A 15133-nucleotide genomic window follows, 5' to 3' on the forward strand; every position below is an offset into this window, starting at 1 on the left:
GTTTAGATGCGGTGACCGAAGTAAAAAACATGTTGCACATGTGTGTCTTTGATTGATTGCAGAGTTACGCCAATAAAATTCTTATATAAAAAGACGGTGTTTTAATTAACGTGGCAGGCCGTTCTGCCAGGGTTTGCTGAGGGGCTATTTTTCGAAGTCCGGGTATCATTTTCGTCGCGTCTGAAAAGCCCGCCTTTCATCATTCACATTAATTTTACTTTAAGGTTAATTTGAATTAACACCACAACGTTATTATTGTGAAAATAACAACGCCACGCTAAGCGTGGCGTTGTTTCGATTGCTGACATTTCAGACAAACTGGTAGCGGAAGGTCCGCGATTGCCCGGGTAAAAACGTCCCGGGAAGGTTATCGTCCCGCTCGTGAGCCGAAACGACCTGCTCGCTCATCATCACTTCCGCGCAGTTTGCCACCGTCCGGGTAAAGGTGACGGTGGTATCACTCGACGTGCTGTCCGACGGATTAAACAGGCGCAAAATCAGCGCTTCGCCGTCTTCCGCTTTCTTTAGCGCGCTTATCTGGCAGCCGACGGGCGGCATGGTCAGTAAACTGTAACGCTCAGGTACCGTAAAACGGGCCTTGTTGAGCTTCATCGCGTCCCACGGAATTTTATTGTAACACTGTACCGGCGTCAGCCACGCCCGCGCCTGTTGCGCCACACCCGCAGAGAACGGCGTACCGCTAAAGCTAAACAGACTTAGCCGACAATGCAGGGTTCCCCGCAGTTGTGAATCCGGTACCGGCATTTTGATGCCGGAAGGACGCCCTGGGCGCAGCAGTAAATCCTCTTTACCCAGTAGCCCCACGCCGCGCAAGAGCGTAATGGCGAAAGTTTTTTTCTCCTCGCCCGTCACCTCAAATTCGCGCAAACCTTCCGTAAAGACCGCCAACCCGTTACGCCCTTCCTGTAACGCAGCATAATTGAGCAGATTCCATACCGGCACAGGCGCCTCTTTCCACCCTTCTTCCCGCCAGTTGGTCATCGCGTCGTCCTCTACCGGACGCGTCACAGAGCCAAACTGGGTATCCGCCAACACCTGATCGGTAGTAAAAGGCGTTGGAATTAATACCCGCACCCGATGATCGTCGGCCTGGTTGTCCAGTGTTATTCCGACATCAATTCGTCTGCTGTTATGGGAAAGCGTCACCGCAATCTCCACCCCTACCCTGCCGCTGCGCTGGCGCAGGGCGCGTTCAGCGAGATCACGCGGAACCGCCAGGTCATAACGGATCAGCGCCTGGCTCTGCCACGCCTCATGGCGGATCTCGCAGTGGGGTTGCACACCGGCCGACGTCAGCCGCCACTCTTCTCTTGCTGGCGAATAATCATATTCATCGCCATCGTCAGAACCTTCTTCCAGCTCCAGCACCCGGTCATAACAGACGCCGCTGTCTTTATCATACAGGCGCAGCGTGCCGTCTTCATTGAGCGAAATTTGCCAGAAAGCGTTCTCCAGCAACGTTTCCGGGGTCGTTTTCGCGGCAAGCTGATGTCCAGGGACATTGGCATCAATGTACAGGGTGCGGTACCCCATCGACGGGACGATCTGATGAATCTGGATGTCGTACTCCATAAACGGGTCGTAGTTGCCGTAGTGAACGATTTGACGGTCGATCAGCCCCGGGTCCAGCTCTCGCTCCTCACGAATGAAATAAGGCACAGCGTTCCCTCGGTCATCACGCAGGCTGAACTGGCTGGCGCGCAGGCGAAGGGTGGTATTAATGACCTCTTCACGCGGCCACGGCATCAGGTTAAACAGCACCAGTTTGTCGGCGTCGCTGTGGGGCATGTTGTCCACCACTTTACGCAGATAAAAACGGATCAGGTTGTCGGCCATGTCTTCCGCCAGCATAAATCGCGCCGCAATTTCGCGGTGCACCGGGTCACTACAGCAACAGCCGATGCTGTCGTGGGCGTGATTCTTTAATATCTCCTTCCACATTTTTTCCAGCAGACCGTGGTGGTAATCAAAACCCAGCGTCCATGCCAGCGTCGCCAGCGGTTCGAGAAGATTGACGATCTTATTTTCGATCCGCGCGTGAGCGATTTTGATGTCCATCCGCGTCGAGCCTATGGTGCGGTGTACGCGCATGTATTTGCCGTCGATAAATTCGCCCTTCAGGGTGGCTAATTGCTCGCGATGGGCCTCTGTGCGTTCAAAGACCTCCTCGAAACGACTCATGACAAAAGTCCGTTGGGGATAAATTTCCCGCAACTTATCCATCACCGCAAAGATATTTTGCTGAAGCGGCATCTGGTCGTGACCGTTAGGCAGCAGGATCTCTTTTGTTACCGATGCCTTTTCCAGCACCTCGAAATAACCGTCGAGCCGTTTACGTAATCCGGCTTCGTCCTCCGGTAAGTACTTACCAATCGCGTAGCCCAGCGGCAGCACCTGCGCCACCACTTCGCTGCCATCGCGACTCTGCCACAGAAACTCGGTTTTATCGGTGCCGTGGCGTTCTGAACAACCGCGCCAGAACAGGGTGCGGGTGATGCCAAAGCCGTTGTAAATATGCGGAAGCTGGCCGGACATGCCAAACGAGTCCGGCAGATAGCCAATTTTCATCGGCTCGCCAAAGGCCAGACAGTCACGCATCCCATACATCAGGTTACGCACAATCGATTCACCGGAAACAAGAGTGGTATCCGTCTGGGTATACCACGGGCCGATAATCAGCTTCCCGGCCTGAACCAGTCGTCTGACCCGCTCTTTATTTTCCGGCACCACCGCGAAGTAGTCCTCCAGTATCGCCGTCTGCCCGTCCAGCACGTAATATTTGTATTCGGCATCCTGCTCCAGACGGGTAAGGATCTCCTCCATATTATTGACCAGCAAAATGCGTGATTCTTCGGTGGTGAAATACCACTCACGATCCCAGTGCATATGCGGGGTGATGTGAACACGAGAGACTGCTTTCATCGTCGTTTCCTGTTAGTGAGTGTTTACCGGCACGCGGTCGGTGACGTACTTGCCCTGCTTCACCGCCTGACGACGCCAGAGCAGCAGAATCAGCGTGGAAATCAACGTTCCCGCCAGCGCCGCGCCAAACCAGCCTGCCGCCGCCATGACGCCGCCTAATCCGCCATCATGGAGTAAAAAGAGGGAGAAAATCCCTGCGCCGGGCGTCGACAGCCCAATATTCATGGCGCCAACGATCGCCCCGGTGACCACCGACCCGAGGACAAAAGCGCTAATGACCCGCAGCGGATCTTCTATCGCCATCGGGATAGCCCCTTCGGTGATCCCCGCCAGCCCCAGTAGCCAGGTAGATTTACCGGTTTCGATTTCAAACTCTTTAAACAAACGTGGCGAGAGTAGCGTGGAGGCCGTTACCGTAAAGGCTGAAACCATTTTGACGGAGGCAAAAATGGCGTAAGGCCCGTAAACGCCGTTGGCCATTGCGCCCAGGCAGAAGGCGTAGGCAGCTTTATTCACCGGCCCGCCCAGGTCGAAGGAGCACATAAAGCCGAGGATAGCGCCAAGCAACAGCGCATTGGCGCCGCTTAAGCCATTCAGCCAGGCCGTCAGCGCGTTGTTGATCCACGCCACCGGCTCGCCAACCACGAACAGCATCAGGCTGCCCGCGCCGAGCGTGCCGATGACCGGGTACAAATAGAAGGTTAAAAACCCGTTGAACTTACTGCTCAGCCGGAGATGATTTTTCACCCAGCGCATCAGGTATCCGGCGATAAGCCCGCCCGCTACCGCGCCAAGAAAGCCGGAACCGATCATATTAGCGGCCAGTCCGGCGGCGAAGCCCGGCGCCAGCGCGGGTTTATCCGCCAGCGAATAGGCGGTATAGGCCGCCAGTACCGGCACCATGAGAATGCCAAGCATTCCGCCGCCCAGTTTACGGTACATCCACAGCCAGGAGTTTTCCTGATCGAAAAGGTGTTGCAGCCCCAGCATCTGCGCCAGCAGTACCGCGACGGCAAGGACGGTGCCGCCCGCGACGATCAGCGGCACGGCGAATGAAATGCCGCTCAGCAGCGCCTGTTTGAGTTCGGTTTTTAGCCCCTTCGCAGGCGGCGCATCCTGCTGAAGCGCGCACGTTTCACGCTGCGGTAGCGCCAGCGCCTGCTGGATCAGTTGCTCCGCATGGCGAATCGGCTCCGCGACCGGTACCGTAAGCGTCGGCAGTCCGGCAAAGCGTTCACTCTCTTTTATGGCCACCTCAGCGGCGAAAATACACGCCGTAGCCGCATTCAGTTGGTCCGCCGTCAGCCTGCCTTCAATGCCGTTAGCGCCCTGCTTTTCGACATACACATTCACGCCCAACTTACGACCCGCTTTTTCCAGATACTCCGCGGCCATATAGGTATGCGCAATCCCCGCCGGACAGGCGGTCACGCAGACCAGCGTTGGCGCCTGCGCCAGCGGCGGTGTGAATGCAGCATGAACCTCGTCGTCCAGCGCCGCCAGCAACGCGTCTGCGCTTTCGGCAGCCATCACCCGTGCCCGCGTCTCGTCGTCCACCAGACGGGTGGTAAGCGCGGTCAGCAAGTGCATATGCGTACTGCCCGCTTCATTCTGCGGGATGGCGAGCAGAAAGATCAGTTCCACCGGTTCGGGTCCATCGACACCGTCCCACTCCAGTGGTTCGCTGAGGGTCGCCACCGCGAACGCGGCCTCCTTCACAGCGGACGTTTTACCGTGCGGTACTGCCAGCCCTTCGCCCAGCGCGGTGGGACCGAGACTTTCGCGGGAAAAGACCTCCGTTAAAAACGCCTGGGGATCGGCAATCTTACCCAACGCCGTTAGCCGTTGCGCTAATGCGGTGATTGCCTCGTCACGACTGGCGAAGCGGGCATTCAGGCACAGCGCATCGCGGTGGGTTAACGTTGTCAGGTTCATCATGTTCCTCACCCTGTGGTGGTTTTATGCGCGAAGAATTGTGCCAGACGAAATAATACATTTATGTGATCATTTTCACTATTGCGCGATAATTTGTATTAAATTTGTATTATTTACAGCGCCGGGATGTCAGGCATAATGAGCGAATTCGTATTAACCTTCCCGGAAAACCATGAGCCGAAAGCCGCTATACCGCCAGATCGCAGACCGTATCCTTGAGCAAATTCAGCGAGGTGAGTTGAAGCCAGGCGACGCCCTGCCGACGGAATCCGCGCTGCAGGCAACGTTTAACGTCAGCCGCGTCACGGTGCGCCAGGCGCTCAGGCAGCTTACGGAACAGCATATTGTCGAAAGCATCCAGGGTAGCGGCACCTATGTGAAAGCGGAGCGGGTTAATTACGACATCTATCAGTTAACCAGCTTCTATGAGAAGCTCGCTGACCGTAACGTCGACACTCACAGTGAAGTACGGGTCTTTGAAGTGATCCCGGCAGATGACTTTTTGCAGGAACAGCTCCAGCTTGCCCAGGGCAGCCGCGTCTGGCACGTCAAGCGGGTGCGCTTTATCAAGCAAAAACCGGTAACGCTGGAAGAAACCTGGATGCCGCTGGCCCTGTTCCCGGATCTGACCTGGGAAGTCATGGAAAAATCGAAGTACCATTTCATCGAAGAGGTGAAGCAAATGGTGATCGACCGAAGCGAGCAGGAGCTGATCCCGGTGATGCCCACCGAGGAGATGAGCCGACTGTTGGCTATCGATCCCGGCAAGCCGATTCTGGAAAAAGTCTCGCGCGGATATTTGAAAGATGGCCGGATATTTGAATACAGTCGAAATGCGTTCAATACCGACGATTATAAATTTACCCTGATCGCCCGTCGTAAGCAGCGTTAAAATTTCCCTTGCGCCACAGGCGATAAATAAAAGTGATGCGCTGCGCGATAAAACACGTTATACGGCGATAAAAAACAAATCATTAGCATTTGTTTATTTTTATTAACAACCAATAAATGCCGTATCTCAAGCACTTTTTAAATTCCGTTACCTTACTCACAATTCTCTCGCTTTCATTATTTTTCATGAATATTTTTGTTGCTGATTATAAATAAGATTCAGATCACAAAGGTGACATTTCGTTTTTCACCATTATGGTTATATAAATATATTCCCACTCGGAAATAAAATTTAACCACCTGATATTTATGGTTAAATTTTATCAGCATCCAGTATCGCCGTTTTACGCATGATTTTTTGAAAATAGATCAATTGCATCGATAACGCCGCCCCAGGACACTCCCTCACTATTAAAGGCCGCCCCCCCAGAGGGCGCCATATATCATCATTTTTATTTTTACCCTGAGTCCTGGAGAGGATTACCCATGAAGAAATCAACTCTTGTTATTGGCGTCATTGGTGCTGACTGCCATGCAGTAGGCAATAAAGTTCTGGACCGTGTTTTTACTGCCCATGATTTTCGCGTAATCAATCTGGGCGTTATGGTAAGCCAGGATGAATATATTGACGCCGCCATCGAAACCGGCGCCGACGCCATTGTCGTTTCCTCTATTTATGGCCACGGTGACATTGACTGTCTGGGGCTACGCGAACGCTGCATCGAACGCGGTATTGGCGAGATTCTGCTTTATGTGGGCGGAAATCTGGTTGTCGGTAAACATGACTTTGCCGATGTGGAAGCGAAATTCAAAGACATGGGCTTTAACCGTGTCTTCGCGCCAAGCCATGACCTGGAAGATGTGTGCCGGTTAATGGCCGCCGATATTAACCAGCGCCACGGCGTCGCGCAGCGCTGTCTGGAAGAGGCCATCTGATGCAAATCGTCTCTGTCGACATCGGCTCGACGTGGACCAAAGCAGCTCTCTTTGCCAGGGAGGGCGACGCACTCACACTGGTCAATCATGTTCTGACGCCGACCACGACTCACCATCTGGCAGAAGGTTTCTTTGCCAGCCTTAACCAGGTTCTGAACGTGGACGATGCGCGCCCGCTGCTCAACAGCGGCGATGTGACGCTGAAATATTCCTCTTCCGCCAAAGGCGGGCTGGCCGTCGCGGCGATGGGGCTGGTGCCTTCAATCACCCTGGAATCCGCGAAAGTCACCGCCCACTCTGCGGGGGCGAAAATCGCGCAGTACTACGCCTACAAGCTCAACCGCCACGACATTCAGGCGCTGGAAGCCTCGCCGCCTGACATCCTGCTGTTTACCGGTGGAACTGACGGCGGTGAAGAGAGCTACGGTCTGGCTAATGCCCACGCGCTGGCGAACTCGCGTCTGGACTGCGCCATCATCTACGCGGGTAACCGCGACATTCAGGACGAGATCCAGGCGATTCTGGGCCATAAAGATCTCATCACGGTGGACAATATTCTGCCGGATCTCGATCACCCAAACCCGTATGCCGCGCGCAAAGCGATTTGCGACGTGTTCCTGTCACGCATCGTCAAAGGAAAAGGGCTGGATGTGATTGTCGGCGAAACAGGTGAAGAGCCAATGCCGACGCCGTGGACCGTGTATGAACTGGTGAAAGCGATCAGCGATGTCGACAGCGCGTGGAAGGAGTTCATGCTGATCGACATGGGCGGCGCCACCACCGACGTCTACTCCGCCAGCGCCAACACGCTCTCCCCTGACACCGTCCTGCATGGCGTCCCGGAGCCATTTGTTAAACGCACGGTGGAAGGCGATCTGGGCATGCGCGTCTCCGCGGTGGTGGTGGGTGAGAGCACCCGGGATCTGGTCAACGTCGTTTTTGCCCGGCAGCCGCAGCGCCAGGAGGCCTTCTTTGGCTATCTGCGTCATCTGGTGGCCCATCCGGACTACCTGCCGCAGGGGGAGGAGGAGCGTTATTTCGACAGCCTGTTAGCCGGACTGTGCGTCGGCTATGCCGCAGAACGGCATGCCGGCACGAAAAAACAGGTCTGCACCTGCGTGGGCAACGTCGATCTCCAGATGGGACGCGATCTGACCACGGTGCGTAAAGTGGTGGGATCCGGCGGCTGGCTGTCGCGCGCCAGTCAGTTCGACATTCATCACTGGCTTAAGTACCGCGAACTGGACGACGACGGCAGGCGCATTCTTCTTCCCACCCAGTTTGACTATTACCGCGATGCAAAAGGTCTGCTCCCGCTGCTGGCGAACGTCGCCAGGATCGATCCCCAGGCCGCGGCACGCACCAGCATTCACTGTTTAACCCTCTAATCCCAAAGGCAGCGACGAATGGAACTTCGAAATAAAAAACTGACCCATGACGAGTTTATGACCGAACGGCACCAGGTGTTGCAGACGTGGTCAACCGGTAAAGATGTCGAACAATTTGAAGATGGCGTGAAGTACCAGCAGACCATCCCGGAGAAAAAACGCTTCTCTCATGCCCTGCTAAAAGCCGATCAGCAGGGAAAAACCCTGAGCCAGCCGCGCGCGGGCGTGGCGTTAATGGACGAACACATTGCGCTGCTGAAAACGTTGCAAACGGAGTGCGATCTTCTGCCCAGCACCATTGATGCCTACACCCGTCTGAACCGCTATGAAGAAGCGGCGATCGGCATTCAAAAATCGATCGAAGCCGGCACCTCAAAACTTAATGGCTTACCGGTGGTAAACCACGGCGTAGCGGCCTGCCGCCGGATGACCGAAGCGCTGGAAAAGCCGATTCAGGTACGCCACGGTACGCCGGATGCCCGCCTGCTGGCGGAAATCGCAATGGCCAGCGGCTTCACCAGCTACGAAGGTGGCGGCATCTCTTACAACATTCCTTACGCCAAGCGCGTCACGCTGGAAAAATCGATCCGCGACTGGCAGTACTGCGACCGCCTGATGGGGCTGTACGAGGAACACGGCATACGCATTAACCGCGAGCCGTTCGGCCCGTTGACCGGCACATTGATCCCTCCGTTTATGTCCCACGCCGTAGCGATTATCGAAGGCTTACTGGCGCTGGAACAGGGAGTGAAATCCATTACCGTGGGTTACGGACAGGTCGGCAGTCTGACCCAGGATGTTGCGGCGATCCAGTCGTTGCGCGAGCTATCCCACGAATACTTCCAGAACTACGGTTTCGATGACTATGAGTTGAGCACCGTGTTCCATCAGTGGATGGGCGGCTTCCCGGAAGATGAATCGAAAGCGTTCGCCATTATCTCCTGGGGAGCGGCGGTGGCGGGTATGGCTGGCGCCACCAAAGTCATCACCAAAAGCCCGCACGAAGCCTTTGGAATTCCTACCGCAGCGGCGAACGTGCAGGGGCTGAAGGCGTCCCGCCAGATGCTCAACATGGTCAGCGACCAGAAATTCCCGCCGTGTAAAGCGGTCGAGCAGGAAGTCGAGCTGATTAAGAGCGAAGTGCGCGCGGTGTTGAAGAAAGTCTTTGAACTGGGCAACGGCGACGTGGCGCGCGGAACGGTGCTGGCCTTCGAAGCCGGGGTGCTGGATGTGCCGTTCGCGCCTGCCGCCTGTAACGCGGGCAAAATCCTGCCGGTACGCGATAACAGCGGCGCGATCCGTGTACTCGAAGCCGGCGCGGTGCCGCTACCGAAAGACATTCTCGCGCTGCACCATGACTATGTTGCCGAGCGCGCGCGCTTTGAAGGACGTAAACCCTCATTCCAGATGGTTGTTGATGACATCAACGCGGTATCCCACAGTCAATTAATAGGAAGACCATAATGAAAATCAAAAAGGCCCTTTTCACCGCTGGCTACTCCTCTTTTTATTTCGACGATCAGCAGGCGATCAAAAACGGCGCGGGTCATGACGGGTTTATTTACACCGGCGCGCCGGTTACGCCAGGCTTTAGCGCCGTGCGTCAGGCGGGCGAATGCGTATCGGTCCAGTTGATTCTGGAAAATGGCGCGGTGGCGGTTGGCGACTGCGCCGCCGTGCAGTACTCCGGCGCGGGTGGCCGCGACCCGCTGTTCCTCGCAGAGCATTTTATTCCGTTCCTTAACGATCATATTAAACCGCTGCTGGAAGGCCGTGATGTGGACGCGTTTCTGCCCAACGCCCGCTTCTTCGACAAGCTGCGTATCGACGGTAAGCTGCTGCATACCGCCGTACGTTACGGCCTGTCCCAGGCGCTGCTTGACGCCACGGCGCTGGCCTCCGGTCGCCTGAAAACGGAAGTGGTATGTGACGAATGGCAACTGCCGTGCGTCCCGGAAGCCATTCCCTTATTCGGACAAAGCGGCGATGACCGCTATATCGCCGTCGACAAGATGATCCTGAAAGGCGTTGACGTCCTGCCTCACGCGTTGATCAACAACGTCGAAGAAAAACTTGGCTTCCACGGTGAAAAACTGCGTGAGTACGTGCGCTGGCTGTCGGATCGCATCCTGACCCTGCGCACCAGCCCGCGCTATCACCCGACGCTGCACATTGACGTTTACGGCACTATCGGCCTGATTTTCGATATGGATCCTGTACGCTGCGCTGCGTACATCGCCAGCCTTGAAAAAGAGGCGCAGGGGCTGCCGCTGTACATTGAAGGCCCGGTGGATGCAGGTAACAAGCCGGATCAGATCCGCATGCTGACCGCCATCACCAAAGAGCTGACCCGTCTGGGCTCAGGGGTAAAAATTGTCGCGGACGAATGGTGTAACACCTACCAGGACATTGTGGACTTCACCGATGCCGGCAGTTGCCACATGGTACAGATCAAAACCCCGGATCTCGGCGGCATTCACAACATCGTTGACGCGGTGCTGTACTGCAACAAACACGGCATGGAAGCCTACCAGGGCGGCACCTGTAACGAAACCGAAATCAGCGCCCGTACCTGCGTTCACGTGGCGCTCGCCGCGCGGCCAATGCGCATGCTGATCAAGCCGGGCATGGGCTTCGATGAAGGTCTTAACATTGTGTTTAACGAAATGAACCGCACTATCGCGCTGTTACAGACTAAGGATTAACTGATGGCCCGTACTTTTAAGATCTTATCACCGACGGCCATTCTCGGTTATGGCTTCCCGGAAGACAGTTTTCGCAAAGCTATGGAAGCGTCACCGGATCTGATCGCCGTTGACGCGGGTTCTTCCGATCCTGGCCCCCACTACCTGGGGGCGGGTAAACCGTTTACCGACAGGGCCGGCGTGAAGCGCGATCTGCGCTATATGATCGTCGCTGGCGTGAAAAACAACATCCCGGTGGTGATTGGCACCGCCGGGGGGTCCGGCGCGGCGCCGCATCTGGAATGGTGCCGCCAGATAATTCTCGAGATCGCGCAGGAAGAAAACCTGTCATTCTCGCTGGCGCTGATCCCTGCGGATGTCGATAAAGCGATCGTGCATGCGGCGCTGGACAACGGCAAGATCACCGCGCTGGATTTCGTTCCCGAACTCACCCATGAGGCGATTGAAGAGAGCACCTACATCGTGGCGCAAATGGGCGTAGAGCCCTTCCAGCGTGCGCTCGCCGCCGGTGCGCAGGTCGTGCTGGGGGGACGTGCTTACGATCCGGCGTGCTTCGCAGCCCTGCCCATTATGCAGGGATTCGATGAAGGCCTGGCGCTGCATTGCGGGAAAATCCTTGAATGCGCGGCGATTGCCGCCACGCCGGGGTCCGGTTCCGACTGTGCGATGGGGATCATTGACGACAACGGCTTCACCCTGAAAACGTTCAACCCGAAGCGGAAGTTCACCGAAACCTCAGCCGCGGCGCACACCCTGTATGAGAAGTCCGATCCTTACAGCCTGCCGGGGCCTGGCGGGGTGCTGAATCTGAAAGGCTGTCATTTTAAAGCGGTCAACGATGGCGAGGTGTACGTTAGCGGTTCACGTCACGAAACCACGCCGTATGCGCTGAAGCTGGAAGGGGCGCGCCAGGTAGGATTCCGCTGCCTGACCATCGCCGGCACGCGCGATCCGATCATGATTGCCGGAATTGATACCATTCTGGAAGACGTGAAAGCCAGCGTGGCGCAAAACCTCTCGCTAAATGACGACAGCATTCGCATGACGTTTCACCTGTACGGCAAAAACGGCGTGATGGGCAACCATGAGCCGGTCAACACCGCCGGGCATGAGCTGGGCATTCTGCTGGATGTGGTGGCGCCGACCCAGGATATCGCCAACAGCGTCTGTTCGCTGGTGCGCTCTACCCTGCTCCACTACGGCTATGAAAACCGGATCGCCACCGCGGGCAACCTCGCCTTCCCGTTCTCGCCTTCCGATATCCAGAGCGGGCCGGTGTATGAGTTCTCGGTCTATCATCTGATTGAAGCGAGCGACGATCTGCGTTTTGACTTCCGCCTCGAGCAGGTGACGCCAGAAGGAGTAACGGCATGAAATACCCTATTTGCACCCTGGCTCAGGTGATTCGCTCTAAAAATGCCGGGCCGTACGAACTGGTGTTAGATATTTTATTTAAAACACGTGAAGACTATCAGCGGGTTAAACGTTCAGAGCAATTAACGCCACAGTTAATTGCCGGCCTGTATAACGTGGCGCCTGACTTTATTCATCGCATTGTCTGGTTTGACCCGGCGAATGCAGTAAAAATCGTCATGCCTCGCGATATTATTTCCGGCAATGTTGGCGACAATGATGTTTATGGCGCACAGCAACATGCCCCGCTGTTAAATATTACATTCGACCTTGAGTAATTAATAACAATAACATCCACCGGCGTACAGGGTTTCGCTGTATCACTGTATTCCAGTTTATTTAAATGGTTGGTCACAACAGGTTGGCGTCCGGCTGCTGCTGCGGTGCGGACGCCCCTTCTCCTGCTGCCGCCAACCCTTATCCGTATCCGATGGAGTGAAAATGAAAAAAATAAGTCTGACCAAAATGATCATATTAGGCCTGATTCTCGGCATGATTGCCGGGGTGGCTATTAATAATATGGCATCAGCCGATACTGCAAAAACCTATGCGCAGGAAATTTCTATTTTTACCACCATATTTCTGCGCATGGTTAAAATGATTATCGCGCCACTGGTTATTTCAACGCTGGTGGTGGGTATCGCCAAAATGGGCGACGCAAAGACGCTCGGACGTATCTTTTCAAAAACCTTTTTTCTGTTTATTTGCGCTTCGCTGCTGTCAATTGCGCTGGGTCTGGTGATCGTCAACCTGTTCCAGCCGGGGGCAGGCATTAACTTTGTCGCCCACGACGCGGGCGCCGTAGCCGCCGTCCAGTCAGAACCGTTTACCCTGAAGGTGTTTATTTCCCATGCGGTGCCCACCAGTATCGTGGATGCGATGGCGCGTAACGAGATCCTGCAAATCGTGGTGTTCTCCATTTTCCTCGGCTGTAGCCTCGCGGCGATAGGCGAAAAAGCGGAACCGATCGTCAAAGTGCTCGACTCGCTGGTTCACGTGATGCTTAAACTGACCGGCTATGTCATGCTGTTCGCTCCGTTGACGGTTTTCGCCGCGATCTCCGGCCTGATTGCCGAACGCGGACTGGGCGTCATGGTGAGCGCCGGGATCTTTATGGGCGAGTTCTACCTGACGCTGGGGATGCTGTGGGCAATCCTGATTGGCTTGTCGGCAATGCTTGTCGGTCCGTGCATTGGCCGCCTGACCAAATCCATCCTCGAACCGGCGCTGCTGGCCTTTACCACCTCCAGCTCAGAGGCCGCCTTCCCCGGCACGCTGAACAAACTGGAAAAATTCGGCGTCTCGTCCAAAATTGCCAGCTTCGTCCTGCCGATTGGTTACTCCTTTAACCTTGTCGGTTCCATGGCCTACTGCTCGTTTGCCACTGTGTTTATCGCCCAGGCGTGCAACATTGAGCTGAGCATGGGCGAACAAATCACCATGCTATTGATCCTGATGCTCACGTCTAAAGGCATGGCGGGCGTTCCACGCGCCTCGATGGTGGTGATTGCCGCCACCCTCAACCAGTTCCACATCCCTGAAGCGGGGCTGATCCTGCTGATGGGCGTCGATCCGTTCCTCGATATGGGCCGCTCCGCCACCAACGTGATGAGTAACGCAATGGGCGCGGCGATCGTTGGCCGCTGGGAAGGCGAGCACTTCGGTGAAGGCTGTCGCGGCACCGCGCCCGCGCCGGTTAAGGCCCCCGAGCAGGAACGTCCAGCGACTGAGCCGTCAGAAGTGGCCATGTCCTGAGCGCGCAACAATGCCGGATGACGCCACTGCTTATCCGGCCTGCGAATCGCACATTTTTCCAGGCCGGATAAGGCGCAACGCCGTCTTCCGGCGTAATTTGTCGAGCGAGATTGCACCATGAACGTGAAACTTTTTGGCTCAGCTATCATTATCGCCAGCCTGTATTTCAACGCCCCTGTGCTGGCACAGCCTGCGCCGGACTATGCCGCGCTGATTGAACAGGCGCACCAGAAATTCAAAAGTAACGCAGACGGAAAAGTCGCCGACTACATTCCTGCGCTGGCAACCTACAGCCCCGCTAATTTCGCCATTACCCTCGCCACGGTGGACGGTAAAATTTACCAGACGGGCGATGTGAAAAAAGCGTTTCCGATGGAATCGCTCAGCAAAGTGTTCACGCTGGCACTGGCCATGGAACAGCATGGCCCGCACGTGGTGCTGGAGAAACTCGGTGCCAACGCGACTGGCCTGCCCTTCAACTCCGGCCTTGCTGTTGAGCTGACCAAAGGCGCGCCGGAGAATCCATTGGTCAACGCGGGCGCTATCAGCACCGTGAGCCTGATTGACGCGAAAGACAAAACGGACCGCTGGAACAAAATTCTCAACAACCTCAATGCCTGGGCCGATGCAACCCTCACCGTCAATGAACCGGTATTCACCTCGGAAATGGAAACCAACCAGCACAATCAGGCACTGGCAGCGTTGATGGCGTCATACGGCAGCCTCTACGGCGATACCGACGAGGCCGTTGAGATTTATACCCGCCAGTGTTCGGTGGATGTCACCGTTGAACAGCTCGCCAAAATGGGCGCGGTGCTTGCCAATAACGGTAAATCCCCCTTCAACGGCAAGCAGCTTCTGAATGCACGCTATGTACCGCAGGTGCTGGCGGAAATGGCGATTGCCGGACTGTATGACGGCAGCGGCAAATGGCTTTATACCGTCGGTATCCCGGCGAAATCCGGGGTGGGCGGCGGCATGGTTGCGGTCGTACCGGGACAATACGCCATTGCCGTCTATTCGCCGCCGCTGGATGAAGCGGGTAACAGCGTTCGCGCACAGCAAACCATCCACTATGTTGCTGACGCCACGCAGGCCAATCTTTTTATGACACGTTAAACCCCGTAGCGGATGGCGCTTGCGCTTATCCGCCTACGACTCGTTCAT

General features: G+C 55.8%; 11 protein-coding genes. 9 read left to right on the forward strand and 2 right to left on the reverse strand.

What is annotated here, in order from left to right:
* Positions 1-309: 309 nt before the first annotated feature.
* Together mngB and mngA are read right to left on the reverse strand one after the other, a co-directional pair.
* A complete protein-coding gene (mngB, locus tag OGY07_RS18020) occupies positions 310-2943 on the reverse strand; it encodes a mannosylglycerate hydrolase (RefSeq protein ID WP_286602175.1) in 2634 nt (877 codons plus the stop codon).
* A gap of 12 nt (positions 2944-2955) precedes the next feature.
* Positions 2956-4878: a PTS 2-O-a-mannosyl-D-glycerate transporter subunit IIABC gene (gene mngA, locus OGY07_RS18025; protein ID WP_286602724.1), complete on the reverse strand. Its 1923-nt coding sequence runs from the start codon at positions 4876-4878 to the stop codon at positions 2956-2958.
* A gap of 172 nt (positions 4879-5050) precedes the next feature.
* Here mngA and OGY07_RS18030 point away from each other — a divergent pair, with 172 nt between their 5' ends.
* From OGY07_RS18030 to glsA, 9 genes are all read left to right on the forward strand, one after another.
* Complete coding sequence (locus OGY07_RS18030) at positions 5051-5770, forward strand: GntR family transcriptional regulator (protein ID WP_060568867.1); 720 nt, start codon at positions 5051-5053, stop codon at positions 5768-5770.
* Between the two features lie 485 nt (positions 5771-6255).
* On the forward strand, positions 6256-6705 hold the full coding sequence (glmS, locus tag OGY07_RS18035) for a methylaspartate mutase subunit S (protein ID WP_042285273.1): 450 nt from the start codon (positions 6256-6258) through the stop codon (positions 6703-6705).
* Positions 6705-8093, forward strand: a complete 1389-nt coding sequence (gene glmL, locus OGY07_RS18040; RefSeq protein ID WP_060568868.1) for a methylaspartate mutase accessory protein GlmL — start codon at positions 6705-6707, stop codon at positions 8091-8093. The genes glmS and glmL overlap by 1 nt, the downstream gene beginning before the upstream one ends.
* A gap of 18 nt (positions 8094-8111) precedes the next feature.
* Positions 8112-9557: a methylaspartate mutase subunit E gene (locus OGY07_RS18045; RefSeq protein ID WP_042285278.1), complete on the forward strand. Its 1446-nt coding sequence runs from the start codon at positions 8112-8114 to the stop codon at positions 9555-9557.
* Positions 9557-10798, forward strand: coding sequence for a methylaspartate ammonia-lyase (locus OGY07_RS18050; RefSeq protein ID WP_042285281.1), 1242 nt, complete (start codon positions 9557-9559; stop codon positions 10796-10798). The genes OGY07_RS18045 and OGY07_RS18050 overlap by 1 nt, the downstream gene beginning before the upstream one ends.
* Before the next feature lie 3 nt (positions 10799-10801).
* On the forward strand, positions 10802-12172 hold the full coding sequence (locus tag OGY07_RS18055; RefSeq protein WP_060568869.1) for an acyclic terpene utilization AtuA family protein: 1371 nt from the start codon (positions 10802-10804) through the stop codon (positions 12170-12172).
* Complete coding sequence (locus OGY07_RS18060; RefSeq protein ID WP_060568870.1) at positions 12169-12489, forward strand: DUF4387 domain-containing protein; 321 nt, start codon at positions 12169-12171, stop codon at positions 12487-12489. The genes OGY07_RS18055 and OGY07_RS18060 overlap by 4 nt, the downstream gene beginning before the upstream one ends.
* Before the next feature lie 163 nt (positions 12490-12652).
* Positions 12653-13966 carry a dicarboxylate/amino acid:cation symporter gene (locus tag OGY07_RS18065; RefSeq protein ID WP_042285290.1) on the forward strand — a complete coding sequence of 438 codons (1314 nt, stop codon included), beginning with the start codon at positions 12653-12655 and terminating at the stop codon, positions 13964-13966.
* Between the two features lie 117 nt (positions 13967-14083).
* Positions 14084-15085: a glutaminase A gene (glsA, locus tag OGY07_RS18070; protein ID WP_286602182.1), complete on the forward strand. Its 1002-nt coding sequence runs from the start codon at positions 14084-14086 to the stop codon at positions 15083-15085.
* Positions 15086-15133: the final 48 nt, after the last annotated feature.

This window comes from Citrobacter sp. Cs237, assembly GCF_030332325.1.
In the GTDB taxonomy this organism is placed as follows: domain Bacteria; phylum Pseudomonadota; class Gammaproteobacteria; order Enterobacterales; family Enterobacteriaceae; genus Citrobacter_A; species Citrobacter_A sedlakii.

What these genes read in the sequence shown, in the direction of transcription:
- mngB (WP_286602175.1), bottom strand. Translation starts at nt 2,943, where the DNA reads ATGAAAGCAGTCTCTCGTGTTCACATCACCCCGCATATGCACTGGGAT.
- mngA (WP_286602724.1), bottom strand. Translation starts at nt 4,878, where the DNA reads ATGAACCTGACAACGTTAACCCACCGCGATGCGCTGTGCCTGAATGCC.
- OGY07_RS18030 (WP_060568867.1), top strand. Translation starts at nt 5,051, where the DNA reads ATGAGCCGAAAGCCGCTATACCGCCAGATCGCAGACCGTATCCTTGAG.
- glmS (WP_042285273.1), top strand. Translation starts at nt 6,256, where the DNA reads ATGAAGAAATCAACTCTTGTTATTGGCGTCATTGGTGCTGACTGCCAT.
- glmL (WP_060568868.1), top strand. Translation starts at nt 6,705, where the DNA reads ATGCAAATCGTCTCTGTCGACATCGGCTCGACGTGGACCAAAGCAGCT.
- OGY07_RS18045 (WP_042285278.1), top strand. Translation starts at nt 8,112, where the DNA reads ATGGAACTTCGAAATAAAAAACTGACCCATGACGAGTTTATGACCGAA.
- OGY07_RS18050 (WP_042285281.1), top strand. Translation starts at nt 9,557, where the DNA reads ATGAAAATCAAAAAGGCCCTTTTCACCGCTGGCTACTCCTCTTTTTAT.
- OGY07_RS18055 (WP_060568869.1), top strand. Translation starts at nt 10,802, where the DNA reads ATGGCCCGTACTTTTAAGATCTTATCACCGACGGCCATTCTCGGTTAT.
- OGY07_RS18060 (WP_060568870.1), top strand. Translation starts at nt 12,169, where the DNA reads ATGAAATACCCTATTTGCACCCTGGCTCAGGTGATTCGCTCTAAAAAT.
- OGY07_RS18065 (WP_042285290.1), top strand. Translation starts at nt 12,653, where the DNA reads ATGAAAAAAATAAGTCTGACCAAAATGATCATATTAGGCCTGATTCTC.
- glsA (WP_286602182.1), top strand. Translation starts at nt 14,084, where the DNA reads ATGAACGTGAAACTTTTTGGCTCAGCTATCATTATCGCCAGCCTGTAT.